Here is an 18,108-nt window from a genome sequence, read left to right on the forward strand (position 1 = left end):
TGTGTTATAGTATTAACTATAAATAACATTCTTTTTTTATTGGAGGGATATCATTCGTGAAAATTGGTGCAATATACGCAAGGGCCAGTACTAACAAACAAGGTGACACAATCGAGCACCAAGTTGATATGATAAAAGAATTTGCCAAACGCACGAATATTGAAGTTGTTTTTGACGAACGGTTCATCTATGAAGAGGAAGGAGAATCAGGTTTTAAAACAACACTCCTTCAGCGGCCGGCCATGAGAAGGTTGCTCCATGATATTGACAGTGGATTAATCAGCATCGTCTTTTTTAAAGGAATCTCTCGTTTTGCTCGTGATTCGGGGGAAACTATTACTACAGCTAAACGCTTAATCAATAAAGGAATACGAATGATAAGCCTTGAAGAAAATTATGATTCTTTGCGTGATGATCCAACCATGTTTCAGATTTTTGCGGTTATGGCTGAAAACGAATCAAGAAAGACTTCCATTCGTGTATCTTTGGGTAATAAGCAGAGAGCACGTAACGGGGATTGGGCTGGAACTGTTACTCCAATGGGGTACAAAAAAGTTAAAGACTTGCCAGAAGAAGACTTGAAAAATAAGTTAATTTCTCAAGGGAGACGGATGCATTCGTTACATCCAGATGAATATGCACTTGTTATCCAAAAAGTATTTCACTTGTTTGTTAAAGAAAATTTGGGTAGAAAAAGAATTGTTTCTAGAATTAACGAGCAAGGTTATCGAACTAGAGAGGGGAAATTGTTTCAAGAAAAGCATATTATAGACATGCTCACAAATGAAGCTTACATAGGTAACATTGTCTATGGAAAAACTCGTTATAACTATGTTGAAGATGAAGAGAAGGATAAAAAAATCCAACAAGTTGTACACATCAAAGAAGAAGATTGGGTAAGAACAGAAAATGCACATCCTGCAATTATTGAAAAGGAAGTATTCGAAATGGCCCAGAAGAAAATAAATGAAAATAAACAAACCTTTGCACATCCACAGAAATTTAATGCTGCTAAACATCCACTAACCGGACTTTTAAAATGTGGTCTTTGTGGTGGCAACATGATCTGCCAGAAGCGTACTAATAAAAAGAAAGATGGCACCAAATTAGAATATAGATATTATGTTTGCTCTACTTATCATAAGCAAGGCAGAAATGTTTGTCCTCAAGCAAATGTAAATGCAGATCATTTAGAAGAAGACATTCTAGAAATTATTGAAAATAAACTTGCCAACTTCGCAAACTTGAATGTAACTGAGAAGGTAAAGGAAAAAGATAATAAGAAACAAGAGATTCTGCAGGATATTCAGCAAGTCGATTCGATGCTTAAGAAAAAGATAAGTGCTTCTAAGTCATTGTTAGAATCAAAGGAGTTTTATGATATTGAAACATTCATTGAACTGAATACGGATCTACAAGATGAAATTAAAAATCTACGTGAACAGAAAAATAAATTAGAAGAAGCAAGTCAGTCTTTAAATAATAATGATGCACGCTTGGAAATAGTTGAATTGTATCAAGAGTTCCAAAAACATAATCCAACTGATATTGATCATAAAAGAAAAGTATTTCATAAGTTATTGGAAAGCGTTGTTTTTGAAGGTGAGACAGTAAAGGAAATCAATTTTGATAAGGCTTTGATATTATAGTTAATTCTATACTTCTTGTTCGATGGGGATTTGGGAAAAGTATATGGCTAGAAGCTTTTTCTTCTGGATGACGAGATTTTTACGAACAAAATATGAAACGGTTGAAATCGAATTTATTGCTCATCACACCGAGGCTAAAGTTGTATCGGAGGAAGATTTCTTTTCAAAAGGTGAAAGCGGAGGTACCATTTGTTCATCTGCCTACCGAAAAGCACTTGAGATCATTGAGGCAAAATACAATCCTCGCAAATTTAATATTTACCCATTCCATTTTTCAGACGGTGACAACTTGACTTCAGACAACTCTCGATGTGTGAAGCTTGTTGAGGAATTATTGGAAGTGTCAAATATGTTTGGGTATGGTGAGGTAAACCAGTATAACCGCCACAGCACCCTCATGTCAGCCTACAAAAACATTAAACATGATGATTTCCGATATTATATCTTGAAGCAAAAAGTTGACGTATTTCATGCGATGAAGAGCTTTTTTAAACAAAAAGATACAAAGATGCACGCTTAATTAGACAAACGCAGACAATAATGGTCTGCGTTTTTTGTTGCTTTGTTGAAGTAAAAACGAATTCAGTTTGCATTAACCTTTAGAGAAATATTTCTAGAAAGATTGAAATCCCGTTGCTCCTTGGTCTTCTTGGAGTGTTTATTGGATACTTATCTATCAGAAATATTGAAAAAGTAGATATTAATTAATTGTAAATGAGTAAATAGATTCTGAGGTAAGGGAGCGTATTTTTTGATTATATGAACCCAAACTAAAGTACTTACTGAAAATATGACTTCGTAACGTTCATACTATGACTTTATTTAATATAGTTTTTGTAGGAGGGCCACTTTTTGGGTAGCATTTATTGGATTGATAGTTCGGGTATTATATTTTAAAACAAAAAGTGGATGTATTTAACGTGAAGAAGAGCTTATTAAAAAAGTTGAGGAAAAAATTTATTCTTGACCAAAGAAAGGTTATGACAAGTTGTCATTGCCTTTTTTTGTTTGGTAAAACTATGAAAATCGTGATGTTAGAAAATACTATTTTTACTAATTTAAGAGTTAATAATAATATTTTCCTTCATAAAAGTAAAAATTTTTACTTAATTGACACATTTCGACAAAAAAATAACGTGGTATATGCAATAATATTCTCAAAATTTACTATATTATAATATTTATGACTTTAAGGTTGGTGTAAATGTGAGCAATAAACCTATTCTTCAAATAAAGGATTTAAAGGTGTCGTTCCAATCTGGAAAAAAGTTTGTTCCAGCGGTTGATGGAATCAGCTTTGAATTAAATGAAGGTGAGATTTTAGGGATTGTAGGAGAATCCGGAAGTGGAAAGAGTGTAACTTCGTTAACGACAATGAGATTGATTCCTTCACCGCCAGGGAAAATCGAAAATGGTGAGATTATTTTTGAAGGAAAAGATTTAAAAAATATCTCTGAAAAAGAGTGGAGAAAAATCCGTGGGAATCAAATTTCGATGATCTTCCAGGAGCCGATGACTTCACTAAATCCGCTCTTTACTATAGGAAACCAGCTCATGGAAGCGATTCGATTACATACCGACTTTTCGAAAGCACAAGCGAGAGTCAGAAGCATAGAGTTACTTAAACTGGTTGGAATTCCAAGAGCGGAAGGGATTCTTTCAGAGTATCCACATCAGTTATCAGGCGGGATGAGGCAAAGGATCATGATTGCTATGGCGATGGCTTGTAATCCGAGGGTATTAATAGCGGACGAGCCAACAACAGCTCTTGATGTAACCATTCAAGCTCAAATTCTTGCTCTTATGAAGGATTTAAACAAAAAAACCAATACATCCATCATCCTCATCACCCACGATTTAGGTGTTGTAGCAGAAATCTGTGAACGAGTGATTGTTATGTACTCTGGGAAAATTGTCGAGCAGGGTGACGTTCGGACGATCCTGAAGAATCCTCAGCATCCTTATACAATAGGATTGTTGAAATCAGTACCTGATTTGAGAGGGAAGAAAGACCGCCTATACAGCATTCCTGGAAATATTCCAGCACCAGGAACCTTGCATAAAGGCTGCAGGTTTGCGGCAAGATGTTCTGAGGTGTTTGGCCGATGCAAGGATGAATCACCTGAATTATACAAAATGAAAAATGACGGACATGAAGTACGATGCTTCTTACATACATTGAAGGAAGGGAGTGACGAACATGTCGGAGTTACTTCTTGAGGTAAACGGCCTGAAAAAGTATTTCCCAATAACTGGGGGGATATTAGGCAGGAAAAAAGGAGAAGTTAAAGCAGTAGATGATGTTTCTTTTTATGTGAAAAAGGGAGAAACTCTTGGAATCGTTGGAGAAAGCGGCTGTGGCAAGTCGACTACCGGTCGTCTGCTCATGCGATTAATTGAAGCTAGTGATGGAAGAATTGTTTTTGAAGATAAAGAGATTACGAGCATGAGCAAGTCAGAATTAAGAAAAACGCGCAGAGATATCCAAATGGTCTTTCAGGACCCGTATGCATCATTAAATCCAAGGCATTCAGTTGAGCAAATTTTAGAGGAACCATTGATTGTTCATGGAATTGGCACAAAAGAGGAACGTAGGCAGCGAGTAAAGGAGATGCTCGAGGTTGTCGGTTTAAGCAGCTATCATGCTAAAAGATATCCTCATCAGTTCAGCGGAGGTCAGCGTCAGCGGATTGGGATTGCCAAAGCATTGATGACCAAGCCGAAACTTATCATTGCCGACGAACCTGTTTCAGCACTCGATGTATCTATCCAGGCCCAGGTCCTCAACCTGATGAAGGACATACAAAATGAATTTCAGCTTACATACATATTTATCGCCCACGATTTGGGGGTTGTCCGGCATATTAGCGACCGAGTCGGTGTTATGTATTTAGGGAGATTAATAGAGTTGGCTGATAGTGAGGAACTATATGAAAACCCTAAGCACCCATATACTCAGGCACTTCTTTCGGCTGTTCCGATACCGGATCCTGATATTAACAGAGAGACGATTTTAATTCAGGGCGAGCTTCCAAGTCCAGCAAATCCGCCATCTGGATGTGCATTCCATACTAGATGTGCACAGTTTATGGATATTTGTAATATGACTAGACCAGAAGAACACAATCTAAACGGTCATTATGTTGCGTGTCACTTGTATAACAAGTAGCAAGCAGCACTTATGATAAAAAAACAAAAAATAGGGGGAAAATGCTCATGAGAAAAAAGACTTTCAAGTTGCTGCTGATTTCATTGTTAGCAATCAGTATGTTTCTTGTTGGCTGTAACAGTAAAACAAACGAAAAAGCAGGCAGTAATGATAATAACAATGAATCTAGTCCGATAAAGGACACGCTTGTCTATGGACGCGGTGGGGATTCCACTTCACTTGATCCAATTTCAACAACAGAAGGTGAAACATTCAAGGTTACCGAAAACATCTTTGAAACATTGTTAGAGTATGGAGACCAAGATACAACGGTTAATCCAGGACTTGCAGAAAAATGGACTGTTTCTGATGATGGTTTAAATTACACATTCAACCTTCGTCAAGGGGTAAAATTCCATGACGGCACTGATTTTAATGCTGATGCGGTAGTATTTAACTTCGACCGCTGGATGAACGGTAATGCGGATAGCTTTCCTTACTATTCCATGTTTGGCGGCTATAAAGGTGAAGAAGGACACGTTATTAAAGAAGTAAAAGCTGCTGATGAGTATACCGTTCAATTTGTGCTATCTAGACCTCAGGCTCCGTTCCTTAAGAACCTAGCGATGTCACCGTTTGGGATCGCCAGCCCTACAGCAGTAGAAAAGTATGGCGACAAATTCAGAGAGAATCCAGTTGGAACAGGTCCGTTTAAATTCGTTTCGTGGAAACAAAACGATACCATTACACTTGAGAAAAATCCAGATTATTGGCAAAAAGGTTTACCTAAGTTAAACAAAGTTATTTACCGTGTAATTCCTGAAAACACTGCACGCCTGAATTCCCTTACAATTGGCGAGATTGACATAATGGATGGCCTTAATAATTCAGATGAAGCAACCGTACTAGGTAACGACAATTTACAAATTATCGAACGCCCATCTATGAACGTTGGTTATATCGGTTTAACAACAACTCGTAAACCATTTGATAACAAGCTTGTTCGTCAAGCTATTAACCATGCAATCGATAAGAAATCAATCATTGATGCATTCTATGGCGGCAAAGCAGATCCTGCAGTCAATCCTATGCCTTCTTCCATTGAAGGCTACAATGATGCAATCGAACCATACCCATATGATTTAGAAAAAGCGAAAGCATTATTGAAAGAAGCTGGATTTGAAAAAGGATTTGAAATTGACTTATGGGCAATGCCTGTTGCACGCCCATATATGCCTGAAGCACAAAAGGTTGCAGAGGTCATTCAAGAAAGCTTAAGCAAAATTGGTGTTAAAGCCAATATCCAAACTGTTGAATGGGCAACGTATTTAGACAAAGCGGCAAAAGGTGAGTTTGATATGTTCATGCTTGGCTGGACAGGTGACAATGGAGATCCTGATAACTTCCTATACACATTACTTGATAAAGACAGCATCGGCAGCAATAACTACTCTCATTACAGCAATGACGAGCTTCATGATGTGTTAATTCAGGCACAAACAGAAACTGAACAAGCGAAACGTAACGATCTTTACAAAAAAGCTCAAGAAATCATTCATGACGATGCTCCTTGGGTTCCACTAGTTCACTCTACACCATTGTTAGCAGCAGCGAAAGACGTGGTCAATTATTTACCACATCCAACAGGCTCTGAAGCATTAACGAAAGTGGAATTTAAATAATAAACATTAATAGGGGAGGGGGATTTACCCTCCTCTTTTTTAAAAGGGAAGTATAAGTTTTTTCGAATTTGAGAATTGTCTAGCTCCAAAGCCTACCCCGACGTACAGGACGTACTAGTGTCGACAATGCGACAGGACAAGGAAAGCTTCGTCAGCGACACATCGCACGACCAAAAGAGAAGCTTTTGGGAGGACGTCGCACTTTTGTCGACCTCGAGGTCATAAGTCAGTCCGCCAAGAAAGTTAAAGAACAACTTTCCCGTCGGCCTGTCTTATGTTTGTCGGGGGTGACCAAGGCGCTTGCGCTTTTCTTAGCAAATGGAAAAAAAGGGGTGACAAGCATGCTCACTTATACGGTTCGCCGTGTATTTTCATTAATACCCGTTTTATTTGGAATGACTTTAATTGTTTTTGCAATCATTCATGCAATCCCTGGTAACCCTGCTCAGGTCATTCTTGGTCAAAGGGCAACACAAGAGTCGATCGCACTGGTAACGAAGGAATTGGGTTTGGACAGGCCTTGGTACATACAATATTTTGACTATATTAATAAACTTTTACATGGGGATTTAGGAACTTCATTAAGGACAAGAGGGCCAATAAACGAAGAAATATGGCCATTTTTAGCAGCGACTTTTGAATTAACACTTGTTGCCATGTTTATAGCCATCATTATTGGCGTAAATGCTGGGATCATCAGTGCATGGTTTTCAAAATCATGGTTTGATTATTTTGCCATGCTCCTTGCACTTATTGGAGTATCAATGCCAATTTTCTGGCTTGGTTTAATGATGCAATGGGGATTTGCTAATGAATTGGGATTATTTCCAACAACAGGCAGGGAAAATGTCAGAGACCCAGTAAATTCCATTACAAATCTCTATTTAATCGATACCTTATTACAAGGAAGGTTTGACCAGTTTGCTACAGTTGTAAAGCATTTAGTCTTACCGAGCTTTGCTCTTGCCACGATACCGATGGCCATTATTGCAAGAATGACACGTGCCACGATGCTAGAGGTTATGAAATCAGACTACATTCGTACTGCTAGAGCAAAAGGATTAAGAATGTTCTGGGTCGTTTATAAGCATTCTTTAAAAAATGCAGTCATTCCAGTTCTTACAGTAATCGGTTTGCAAACTGGATTATTGTTAGGCGGAGCGATATTAACTGAAACGATCTTTGGCTGGCCGGGAATTGGCCGATATCTATACGATGCAATTTTGTACCGTGATTATCCAGTGATTCAGTCTGGAATATTAATCATTGCAGCAATCTTTGTTTTGATAAACTTGATCGTTGATCTGCTATACGTCTTTGTCGATCCGAGAATTAAGTATACAAAATAGGAGGGATTATTAGTGGCTGAACTTGCGAAAAACACGGAAAATATTCCGTTGATATCCACAGAAGAGAAGCTAATTCCTCCTTGGAAGGAAGCTTGGTTCTCGTTTTCTAAAAATCGATTGGCTATAGTTGGTTTGGGCATTGTCATCTTTTTTATCATATTAGCGATTATCGCTCCTTATATAGCTCCATATAGCTTTAAAGATCAGGTTTTAGCAGAGAGAATGCAGGCTCCATCGAGCAAGCATTGGTTCGGTACGGATGACTTTGGCCGAGATATCTTTTCTCGTGTTATATATGGAGCAAGAATTTCATTATGGGTAGGATTTTTCTCTGTGTTAGGATCGGTCGTTTTTGGGACGATTCTAGGAATTGTTGCTGGATACTATGGTAGTTGGGTCGATGCAATTATCTCACGAATCTTTGATATCCTGCTAGCATTTCCAAGTATTCTTTTGGCTATTTCCATTGTTGCCATTTTAGGTCCATCTTTACAAAATGCATTGATTGCCATTGCTATCATAAATGTCCCGAATTTTGGGCGACTTGTACGGTCAAAGGTACTTAGTATTAAACAGGAAGAATACATCATGGCAGCACGTGCAGTCGGGATGAAAGATGCTCGAATACTTTTCCGTCATATTTTGCCTAATAGTATTTCACCTGTAATCGTTCAAGCCACACTTGCAATTGCCACTGCTATTATTGAGGCTGCTGCATTAGGATTCCTAGGAATGGGAGCTCAGGCTCCAACACCAGAGTGGGGGAAAATGCTTGCAGATTCTAGAAACTATATCACTCAGGCTCCATGGACTCTCATTTTTCCTGGGTTAGCAATCATGCTAACAGTTTTAGGATTTAACCTAATGGGGGATGGGCTTAGAGATGCCCTCGATCCGAAAATGAAGCAATAAGATAGAGACTCCAATGGGGAGTCTTTATCATTTTAAAAATAGGTTATGTTAAAGCTAAGTGTTGATAATGCTATGTTGTTGTTGTTGATTGGAGCGGAAGGCGAGTGACTGCAGCGGAATTTAACATGAAAGTTTAACATATCCTAAAAATAACGAACGCAAAGGAGGAAAGATAGATTAATATGGAAAACGAAAATAATAACGAACAGACAACAGGCTTTGAAAAAGAAATTCAAACTGATTTTCGTAAAGACATGTCCTATGGAGATTATCTTCATCTTGATAAAATCTTATCTAGCCAGCATAGATTATCCGAACATCATGATGAAATGCTCTTTATCATCATCCATCAAGCTAGCGAGCTTTGGATGAAATTAATCATTCATGAGCTTTCGGCTGCAACTAAATGTATTCTAAAAAATAATCTAGATTCTTCTTTTAAAATGCTTTCACGTGTTTCACGTATTCAGCAGCAATTAATTCAATCATGGAGTGTATTGTCTACATTAACTCCAGCTGATTATTTACAATTTCGGGGGAAACTAGGTCATTCTTCAGGCTTTCAGTCCTATCAAAATCGATTAATAGAATTTGCACTTGGACATAAAAATCCCAATACTCTATTAGTTTATCAACATGATGAAGTGCTATATGATACATTGGATAATGCCCTTAATGAACCAAGTATTTATGATGCTGCCATTCAAGCTTTAGCAACTAGAGGCTTGCCAGTTGATCAAAAGGTATTAACTAGAAATTGGTCATTGCCATATGAGCCAAATATGAGTGTAGAGGAAGGCTGGCTGACTGTTTATCGAAATGTAAATAATTATTGGGATCTTTACGAATTAGCAGAGAAGCTAGTCGATATAGGAAGCCAGCAGCAATTGTGGCGATACAATCATATGAGCACGGTTGAAAGAATCATTGGTAATAAGAAGGGGACTGGCGGATCATCAGGTGTTACTTATTTAAAAAAAGTGCTTGATCATGAGTTCTTTCCTGAATTATGGAGCCTAAGAACAAAGCTTTAAATGTGGAGGAGATTTGCATGAATAGGTGGATTGATATATCTCAAAGATTAGATAATAAAATCCCTGTTTGGCCAGGTGATAGCCCTTTTTCATATAAGATTAGCTGGAGCATGGAGGACAGTGGGTCAGTTAATGTGGGTCAAATAACGATGAGCACCCATACTGGAACACATATTGATGCACCATTCCATTTCGATAGCGATGGGAAACGTGTCATTGATCTTGATGTAAATTTATACATCGGTCCTGCCCGTGTTATTCATCTCCACGATACAAAAAGTATTTGTGTAAATGAATTAAAAGAACATAATCTTTCAGGAGTTATTCGACTATTAATCTATACGGGGGCATGGAAAAATCGTTCAGAGTTTCCGAAAAGCATTCCTCACTTTGAGCCTGAAGCCGCTAGTTATTTAGCTGAAATAGGTGTAAGACTCATCGGTCTTGACCTGCCATCTGTTGATCCTTTAGACAGTAAGGAATTACCTGCTCATCATGAGCTTACAAGACATGGACTGCATATTTTGGAAGGACTTGTATTGGATGATATTGACGAAGGAGATTATGAGCTTGCTGCTTTGCCATTGCCTCTTGTAGAAGGAGATGGAAGTCCGGTCCGAGCAGTATTGAAAAAAATAGACTAATATAAAGGATATTCACCTAATGGAATCGAAGAACTTATTAAAATGATTTTTTGAAAGGTGGAATTAGGGGTAATGAATGTAACGGATTTAGGTTTTTCTGTGTCATTAATTGACGCATATGATTTAGGAAAAGAGAAGAGAACAGGGGCATATGTTCTTCATGAAGAGGAACTAACCATTATTGAAACGAGTGCAAGTCCCTCCATTCCATTTATTTTGAAAGGATTAGAGGAACTGGGCGTTGACCCTTTACAAATTAAGAATATTATCGTCACTCATATTCATTTAGACCATTCAGGTGGGGTAGGATTATTTCTTAGAAGCTGTCCTAATGCAAAAGTTATTGTTCATCCACGAGGCGAGCGGCATCTAGCAGATCCTTCAAAGCTAATCCAAGGGGCAAAAGCAGTATATGGAGATAAATTTGATTCGCTTTTTGATCCAATTTTACCAGTACCAGAGGATCGACTTATCATTATGCAGGATGGAGATACACTGCAAATTGGGGAAAATCGCATGCTAACATTTATCGATACCCCAGGCCATGCAAAGCACCACTTTTCCATCTATGATTCATTTAGTAAAGGAGTTTTTACAGGAGATACTATTGGCGTCCTCTATCCACAGCTTTTTGAAAAAGGTATAGAATTAATTCTTCCTTCTACTTCTCCAAATCAGTTTGATCCTGAGGCCATGCTTGAATCAATGGAAAAAATCGCATCATTTGATGTTGAACGAATTTATTTTGGTCATTATGGGATGACATCAAACCCTAACCATGTTTATGAACAAATAAAGTACTGGCTCCCTATATTTATGGCTGTGGGGGAAAAAGTTTGTAATGAAAATCCAAGTGCATCATTTGAAGAAAAAAATGACTCTTTATTAACCCTTTTATTTGAAGAAGTAATGGGTTACCTAACAGAAAAGAATATTTCTTTAGATGGAGATATATCTGACATTATTCAACTGGATTTAACGGTTGGCTCAATGGGGATCATCGATTATTTGCAAAAGAAAAATCAATAGTATAGTACGAGGTCTTCCTTTTTTTTGAGGGAAGTCCTTTTTTAAAACTTTTTAAGAAAATAATATTATAATAATATTAAAGTAAATCATGAATGGAGGTATGATGTGGATATTCAAAAATTAGTTAAACATATAAGTAATCGTACACCAACCATTCTTGGAAGTAAGAACTTCTCTAAATATGCGGTTTTGCTGCCCCTGGTTCAAATTAAAGGTGAATATCATATTCTATTTGAAGTGAGATCTCTGCAATTAAGAAGGCAGCCTGGTGAGGTGTGTTTCCCAGGTGGAAGGGTGGATCATTCTGATGAGGATGAGCGGTATACTGCCGTGAGGGAAACATCTGAAGAGCTAGGGATAACAAAGAATAGCATTCATCATATTTCACAATTAGACTATATGATATCTCCCTTTGGTACCATCATCTATCCATTCGTTGGCTTTATCAAAAATTATGAAGACATTCAAGTAAATCCAAGTGAAGTCGAGGAGATCTTCACAGTACCGCTATCTTTTCTTTTACAAACAAAGCCTGAAATTTTTCAAGTTTCCTACAAGATCGAGCCAGAAAGGGACTTTCCATTTCATCATATTGCTGGCGGGGAAAAATATAACTGGCAATTGAGGAATATGGAAGAGTGTTTTTATTATTATGAAGATAAGGTAATCTGGGGACTTACGGCAAAAATACTTAAGCACTTTATGGAAATGATAGAGGAAAGCCGAGAAGATTTACCTTAAATCTTCTCGGCTTTTTGCTTGTATTTATGATCAAGATTACTGGCGTAAAGTTACGATAAATTTTTGTTATTGAGATTGTATAAGGAAAACGAAGGAATTTTCCAAATGGATTTAATTAGCACCAAGTTTCTCTAAGATTGCATTCTTTAGGGCTGTTCTAAATTTAAGCTACTAAGTTTTTTTAAGATTTTCTCATAATTACTAATATCTCCGCTTTTTTCAAATACCCAAAGTGCTTGTTTGTAAAGATCTAGAATTTCAAATGAATATGTTTGTTCAATTGCATAAAGAATTTCTGCTTTTTGGTATAATAAATAGCCTAAAAGATAATAGGTTTCTACCTCCATACACATTTTTATACCTCTTTTACAAAGGCTAAGTGCATGACTATGATTTTTTAAAATAAAGGATGTTCTTGAGGAATTATAGAATAGTTTAATAAAAATGGTTTTATCCTTTATGTAAGGTATCTTATCCGCATAATTTAAAATTTTTGCATAAAGGATTTCTGCTAACTCCCATTTTTCAAGCTCACCAAAAATAATAGCTTTACTAATTAATATATCCAACTCTCGCAATGAATAATTTTTTTCACTCGTTTCTGAGAGCAGCAAGGCCTCGTTGATCAACTCTAATGCTCTTTCCTTGTTATTTTCGATGTAATTGATACAAATGGATTCTCTCCATAAAAGGAATTGTTTTAGATGAAGACGTTTTTCGAAAATGGGATTATTCTTTTCCATTTTAACTAATTGATAGGCTTCTTCATATTGCTTCGAGCGGATTAATGCTGTTATTTGGCCACAAGCGTCATTAATATAGCTCATTCTTGGCAGCTCAGCATCAGAAAAGAAATATTCAATTGATACCCCGAGACGTTGGCTTAATTGATAGAGTAATTGAGCAGAGAGATGAATCTCTTCATTTTTTTCTATTTTACTGATCAAGCCTTGAGTACAAATGCCATTTGCGAGTTCCTCCTGCGTCATATGCCAATACTTTCGCAATTCTCGTATTTTCTTACCGATCTCATAATCCATAATATTCCTCCATAAACGAAACTAATAATAATACTCTTTTCATTTCTGATATCATCTAAGGTAGGTATTAAGGGAAATAGAAACTCTATGTCGTTATATATTAGCTATTATTCTATCATTTGGGTTTGGTTTAATGGGATATTTATTTTAAGGAGATGTTAGGAACGCATGACTTAAGAACTGTTCTAGATTCAAAGAATATCCTGATTAAATTATCTCATGATAATTATTGTAAAGTAAATGGACTTTATTTTGAACTTTTCCAATTGACGATTCCCTTAGTCTATTAGGGGGCGGCTTTCTATTGTTTCTGCAATTGCTAAAGTATAATAAACAAAAAAATAACAGGATGTGTTGATAGTGAGTAAAAGTATTGGTTTTATTGGAGCAGGAAAGATGGCGCAGGCCATCATTGGCGGCGTTCTTAAATCAAATAATGTTGCTCCTGAGCAGTTGATTGCAAGCGCTGTTTCAAAAGAAACTGTAGAACATGTGAAAAAGAGGTTTACCATTCAAGTAACAACAGAAAATAAACAAGTGGCAGAGCAAGCTGATTTACTATTTTTAGCTATTAAGCCAGATCTCCACTTTCAAATTATTGAAGAAATAAAGGATGTGGTTAAACCTAATGCGATCATTATTACAATCGCTGCGGGAATTAGTTTGCAATTTCTTGAAGAGTCATTTGCTCGAAAAATAAAGGTCATACGCTCTATGCCTAATACTCCCTCGCTAATTGGAGAGGGGATGAGTGCTATTAGTGCAAATGATGCTGTAACAGAGGATGAACTGGACGAAGTTGTGCAGATTTTCTCGTGCTTTGGGAAGGTGGAAGTATTGAATGAAAAATTAATGGATGCAATTCCTGCCATTAGTGGCTCATCTCCTGCTTATGTTTATATGTTTATCGAGGCTTTAGCTGATGGGGGAGTTAAGAATGGACTATCAAGAGAACAGGCCTATACATTAGCTGCTCAAGCTGTTTTAGGAGCAGCGAAGATGATTCTTGAGACAGGAAAACATCCAGGAGAATTGAAGGACGAAGTATGTACACCAGGAGGGGCAACCATTGAAGCAGTAGCAGAGCTTGAGAAAAAAGGGTTTCGCGCAGCTGTGCTATCAGCAATGGAAAGCTGTTATCAGAAGACGAAATCACTTTCTTAAAGGACAAGAATTAGCTATAAAATTAGAAAAAACTTGGCATTCGCCAAGTTTTTTCTAATTTTGGGGATTGGATCTCCATCGATTGAAAGCTTTACGCTATCTGAAAATGAGACGGTGCAGCTCATTTTAGTTCTTAAGTAAAGTTTGATTAAGACCTGAGTATAGGTCTTTCGTTTGGACAGTAACAATTTTAGCGCCAATCTGGACATGTACCATATTGTCAAAAACAGCTGTTACAAGGCCATTTAAGGATACGTTTGAACCAATATTTAAATCACTTTTTTCATTTTTGTCCTTATTGCTATCTGCCATCATCACACCATCCCATTCATGTAAATTTTTTTATTATTATAAAAAGAATATACCTTTTAATTGTAAAATAAACCCTCAAAATAAAAAAGTATTTTGCATGATAATAAATCGACAAAAATCTGCTTTTATCTGTCCGTGGGATTAGTTAAGAAAATGAAGGATTATCGAAAGTAGAAGTACATTTTGAAGCATTAGGAACTAGTTTCTAGTCTAATTCTTATGATCGGTATTGCAGCAATTGTCGCATTTACAGGAATGGTAATAGGATTAGATGGAAAAGGGGTTATTTTTTTATTGAACAAATTTAAAAAATCAGCATAAAACATATAAACAGAATGAAAGGAGGAAATTCCTTATAATTCCTACTTGACTAATAGGAATACAAGATATATATTTTTAACAATGTTATATTTCCTGTATAGGAGGGACTTATTTATGACAACGTGGCTGGTTATACTTAATGTTGCTATTTTGTTAGTATTTATTATCGGTCTTATTTACATGCAAAAAAAACATATTTCATTTTCAAAGCGTGTATTTACCGCGTTAGGGCTTGGAATTGTATTTGGCTTTGCTTTACAGTTTATTTATGGACCAACCGATGAAGTCGTTATAAAATCAACGGATTGGATTAATTTGGTTGGTGGAGGCTATGTTAAGTTCTTACAAATGATCGTCATGCCTCTAGTATTTATATCTATTTTATCTGCATTTACAAAATTAAAATTAAGCAATAATATTGGGAAAATTAGTACGCTTATTCTTGGATTGCTTGTAGGTACAACTGCTATTGCAGCTGCTGTAGGTATAGCAACGACTGTTGGATTTAATTTAGAATCCATTCAAATTACACAAGGTGATGCTGAACTTGCGCGAGGAGAAATGCTTGAGCAAAAAAATCTTGAGGTGGAGGGAAAAACCTTACCACAACAAATGCTTGAATTGCTGCCATCCAATCCATTTCAAGATTTAACAGGTGCACGACCTACATCAACCATTTCAGTCGTCATCTTTTCTGCATTTTTAGGAATGGCTTTCCTTGGGGTTAGAAGGAAATCTCCAGAACAAGCTGATCTATTTGCAAAAATAGTAGATGCTTTCTACACCATCATCATGAGAGTTGTTACATTAATTCTACGTTTGACGCCATACGGTGTTCTGGCTATTATGACAAAGACAGTTGCTTTGAGTGATATCGACGCAATTTTGAAGCTCGGAAAATTTGTTCTAGCTTCGTATGTTGCATTAATCGTCATGTTCTTAATCCATTTACTATTATTAACCATAGCTGGTCTGAATCCGGTGACATATGTGAAAAAAGTATTTCCAGTATTGACATTTGCTTTTACATCCCGTACTAGTGCAGGTGCTCTGCCATTAAATATTAAGACACAGAAGTCACTTGGTGTACCAGAAGGGATTGCAAACTTTGCGGGTTCATTCGGCCTTTCTATCGGGCAAAATGGCTGTGCGGGTATTTATCCTGCGATGCTTGCGGTTATGATTGCACCGACCGTTGGAATTGACCCATTATCTCCGTCATTTATTGCAACTGTCATTGCCGTTGTAGCGATTAGTTCCTTCGGTGTTGCGGGTGTAGGCGGTGGTGCGACATTTGCTGCCCTATTAGTATTATCTGCTTTGAACTTGCCAGTCGCATTAGCAGGCTTGCTAATCTCTATTGAGCCTTTAATTGATATGGGACGTACTGCACTTAACGTGAGTGGTTCCATGACTTCAGGAATATTAACAAGTAGAATAACTGGTGAAATCGATTCAAATATCTATAACGATATGAAAGAAAAAATTGAAGCAGAAGCATAATAAAAAAGACAAAAACCGACGGGTGCCAGGCACCTGTCGGTTTTTGTCTTTTTTCATTAATGAGGCAAAAAAGCTAATTGATAAAAGAATAGAACAGCAAATAAATAAACTAAAGGATGGACTTCCCGCCATTTTCCTTTTGCTACTTTCATAATTGGGTAAGTGATGAAACCAAGTGCAATTCCTGTTGCAATACTTGATGTTAACGGCATACTTAAAATAATTAAGAACGCTGGGAATGCTTCATCAATTTCTCCCCATTTAATATTTGAAATACTGCCCATCATTAAGCTTCCGACTATTATAAGTGCAGGTGCTGTAATAGCAGAAATTCCAGAAACCGCACTAACCAATGGTCCAAAGAATGCAGATACAATAAATAGTCCAGCAACAGTTAAGGATGTTAATCCTGTTCTGCCACCTGCTGCGACACCAGAAGATGATTCAATGAAAGCAGATGTAGGACTTGTTCCAAACATTGCACCAACAGTAGTAGCAATTGAATCAGAAAGCAATGCTTCTTTTGCTCTAGGCATTGTATTGCCCTTCATTAAGCCAGCCTGCTGAGCTACCCCAATCATTGTTCCGGTAGTATCAAAAATCGTCACAAGCAAGAATGAAAAGACAACGGCATACAAACTATGTTGAATGACATCTCCAATTGCATCTATTGGATTAAGGACGATTAATCCATCTGGAAGAGATGGTAAAGACATAAAGCCTTGTTCAAAAGAAAGCTGTCCGGTAAAAAACGCTATTAATCCTGTAATGATCATTCCAAAAAATAAGGCGCCATTAATATTTAATGTCATTAGTATTAACGTAACTGCAAGACCTACTAATGCGAGAATGGCTGAAGGTGAATGAAGATCACCTAATGCAACGAGGTTTGTAGGATGACTTGTAATAATGCCTGTAAGGCGAAGTCCGATAAAAGCTATAAACATGCCAATCCCTGCCGTAATCCCATGTTTTAAATTTTCGGGAATTGCTTCAATTAATTTTTTTCGAAAGGGAGTTAAGGATAAAATAATAAAAATTAATCCTGCTATAAAAACGGCGGCAAAAGCAGTTTGATAGCTAATATTGCCATTGCTTCCTACTACAGAGTAGGCGAAATATGCATTTAGGCCCATACCAGGCGCAATGGCAATCGGGTAGTTCGCGAAGAGTGCCATCCAGAGTGTTCCAATAACAGAAGCGATAATAGTCGCTGTAAAGACCTGCTCAAACGGTACACCCGCATCAGATAAAATAACAGGGTTTACTACAACAATATAAACCATGGTTAAAAAGGTTGTAATCCCAGCAAGAACCTCAGTCTTTGCATTTGTATTGTTTTCCTTCAATTTAAACATTAAAAAGTCCTCCGAATACGAACATTAAATTCCACATCCTTTATAATATTCGTTTATAGGGTAAAAAACAAGAGTTTATTCCATATTATTTATTTTGCATTGGGAAATCATACTCTTAAGAAATAAAGAAAAAGCTAAGAGCGGTATAAATGCAGCACTTAGCCTATCAATTTATGTTATAGCTTAATCCTTTGAATGACTGTACAGAAATGGTTTCGAAAA

General features: G+C 37.0%; 15 protein-coding genes and 1 pseudogene. 13 read left to right on the forward strand and 3 right to left on the reverse strand.

The genetic code is table 11. The features are described from left to right. Positions 1-56 precede the first annotated feature (56 nt). The 11 genes and pseudogenes from KHA94_RS26430 (at position 57) to KHA94_RS00500 (ending at position 12,188) form a co-directional block, all read left to right on the forward strand. On the forward strand, positions 57-1,649 hold the full coding sequence (locus KHA94_RS26430) for a recombinase family protein (RefSeq protein WP_213100211.1): 1,593 nt from the start codon (positions 57-59) through the stop codon (positions 1,647-1,649). A 10-nt stretch (positions 1,650-1,659) separates the two neighbouring features. After that, a pseudogene (locus KHA94_RS00455) lies at positions 1,660-2,169 on the forward strand (DUF444 family protein); the annotation flags it as partial. 686 nt (positions 2,170-2,855) lie between these two features. After that, positions 2,856-3,869: an ABC transporter ATP-binding protein gene (locus KHA94_RS00460; RefSeq protein ID WP_213100212.1), complete on the forward strand. Its 1,014-nt coding sequence runs from the start codon at positions 2,856-2,858 to the stop codon at positions 3,867-3,869. Then, positions 3,850-4,818 (forward strand): ABC transporter ATP-binding protein, encoded by a 969-nt coding sequence (locus tag KHA94_RS00465; RefSeq protein WP_213100213.1) that lies wholly within the window; start codon positions 3,850-3,852, stop codon positions 4,816-4,818. Before KHA94_RS00460 ends, KHA94_RS00465 begins: the two co-directional genes overlap by 20 nt. Before the next feature lie 47 nt (positions 4,819-4,865). Further along, the gene (locus tag KHA94_RS00470; RefSeq protein WP_213100214.1) at positions 4,866-6,479 is read left to right on the forward strand and encodes an ABC transporter substrate-binding protein; all 1,614 of its coding nucleotides are present in this window, start codon (positions 4,866-4,868) and stop codon (positions 6,477-6,479) included. Positions 6,480-6,820: 341 nt separating this feature from the next. Beyond that, positions 6,821-7,828, forward strand: coding sequence for an ABC transporter permease (locus tag KHA94_RS00475; RefSeq protein ID WP_213100215.1), 1,008 nt, complete (start codon positions 6,821-6,823; stop codon positions 7,826-7,828). 12 nt (positions 7,829-7,840) lie between these two features. Further along, positions 7,841-8,740, forward strand: a complete 900-nt coding sequence (nikC, locus tag KHA94_RS00480; RefSeq protein ID WP_213100216.1) for a nickel transporter permease — start codon at positions 7,841-7,843, stop codon at positions 8,738-8,740. A 182-nt stretch (positions 8,741-8,922) separates the two neighbouring features. Further along, positions 8,923-9,774 carry a tryptophan 2,3-dioxygenase gene (kynA, locus tag KHA94_RS00485; protein ID WP_213100217.1) on the forward strand — a complete coding sequence of 284 codons (852 nt, stop codon included), beginning with the start codon at positions 8,923-8,925 and terminating at the stop codon, positions 9,772-9,774. A gap of 17 nt (positions 9,775-9,791) precedes the next feature. After that, positions 9,792-10,418 carry an arylformamidase gene (gene kynB / locus KHA94_RS00490; RefSeq protein WP_213100218.1) on the forward strand — a complete coding sequence of 209 codons (627 nt, stop codon included), beginning with the start codon at positions 9,792-9,794 and terminating at the stop codon, positions 10,416-10,418. 72 nt (positions 10,419-10,490) lie between these two features. Then, positions 10,491-11,447 carry an MBL fold metallo-hydrolase gene (locus tag KHA94_RS00495; protein WP_213100219.1) on the forward strand — a complete coding sequence of 319 codons (957 nt, stop codon included), beginning with the start codon at positions 10,491-10,493 and terminating at the stop codon, positions 11,445-11,447. 105 nt (positions 11,448-11,552) lie between these two features. Then, the gene (locus KHA94_RS00500; RefSeq protein ID WP_213100220.1) at positions 11,553-12,188 is read left to right on the forward strand and encodes an NUDIX hydrolase; all 636 of its coding nucleotides are present in this window, start codon (positions 11,553-11,555) and stop codon (positions 12,186-12,188) included. 146 nt (positions 12,189-12,334) lie between these two features. Here the strand turns inward: KHA94_RS00500 and KHA94_RS00505 are convergent, their stop codons facing one another. After that, a complete protein-coding gene (locus KHA94_RS00505; RefSeq protein ID WP_213100221.1) occupies positions 12,335-13,228 on the reverse strand; it encodes a helix-turn-helix domain-containing protein in 894 nt (297 codons plus the stop codon). 360 nt (positions 13,229-13,588) lie between these two features. On the opposite strand from KHA94_RS00505, the gene proC reads away from it, so the two are divergent. Continuing rightward, positions 13,589-14,392 carry a pyrroline-5-carboxylate reductase gene (gene proC / locus KHA94_RS00510; RefSeq protein WP_213100222.1) on the forward strand — a complete coding sequence of 268 codons (804 nt, stop codon included), beginning with the start codon at positions 13,589-13,591 and terminating at the stop codon, positions 14,390-14,392. Between the two features lie 126 nt (positions 14,393-14,518). Here the strand turns inward: proC and KHA94_RS00515 are convergent, their stop codons facing one another. Further along, on the reverse strand, positions 14,519-14,707 hold the full coding sequence (locus tag KHA94_RS00515) for a hypothetical protein (protein WP_249365249.1): 189 nt from the start codon (positions 14,705-14,707) through the stop codon (positions 14,519-14,521). A gap of 432 nt (positions 14,708-15,139) precedes the next feature. Here KHA94_RS00515 and KHA94_RS00520 point away from each other — a divergent pair, with 432 nt between their 5' ends. After that, the gene (locus tag KHA94_RS00520) at positions 15,140-16,528 is read left to right on the forward strand and encodes an L-cystine transporter (RefSeq protein ID WP_213100223.1); all 1,389 of its coding nucleotides are present in this window, start codon (positions 15,140-15,142) and stop codon (positions 16,526-16,528) included. A 56-nt stretch (positions 16,529-16,584) separates the two neighbouring features. Here the strand turns inward: KHA94_RS00520 and KHA94_RS00525 are convergent, their stop codons facing one another. Beyond that, complete coding sequence (locus KHA94_RS00525; RefSeq protein WP_213100224.1) at positions 16,585-17,886, reverse strand: NCS2 family permease; 1,302 nt, start codon at positions 17,884-17,886, stop codon at positions 16,585-16,587. Positions 17,887-18,108: the final 222 nt, after the last annotated feature.

Source organism: Cytobacillus citreus, from assembly GCF_018343665.1.
Lineage (GTDB): Bacteria > Bacillota > Bacilli > Bacillales > Cytobacillaceae > Cytobacillus > Cytobacillus citreus.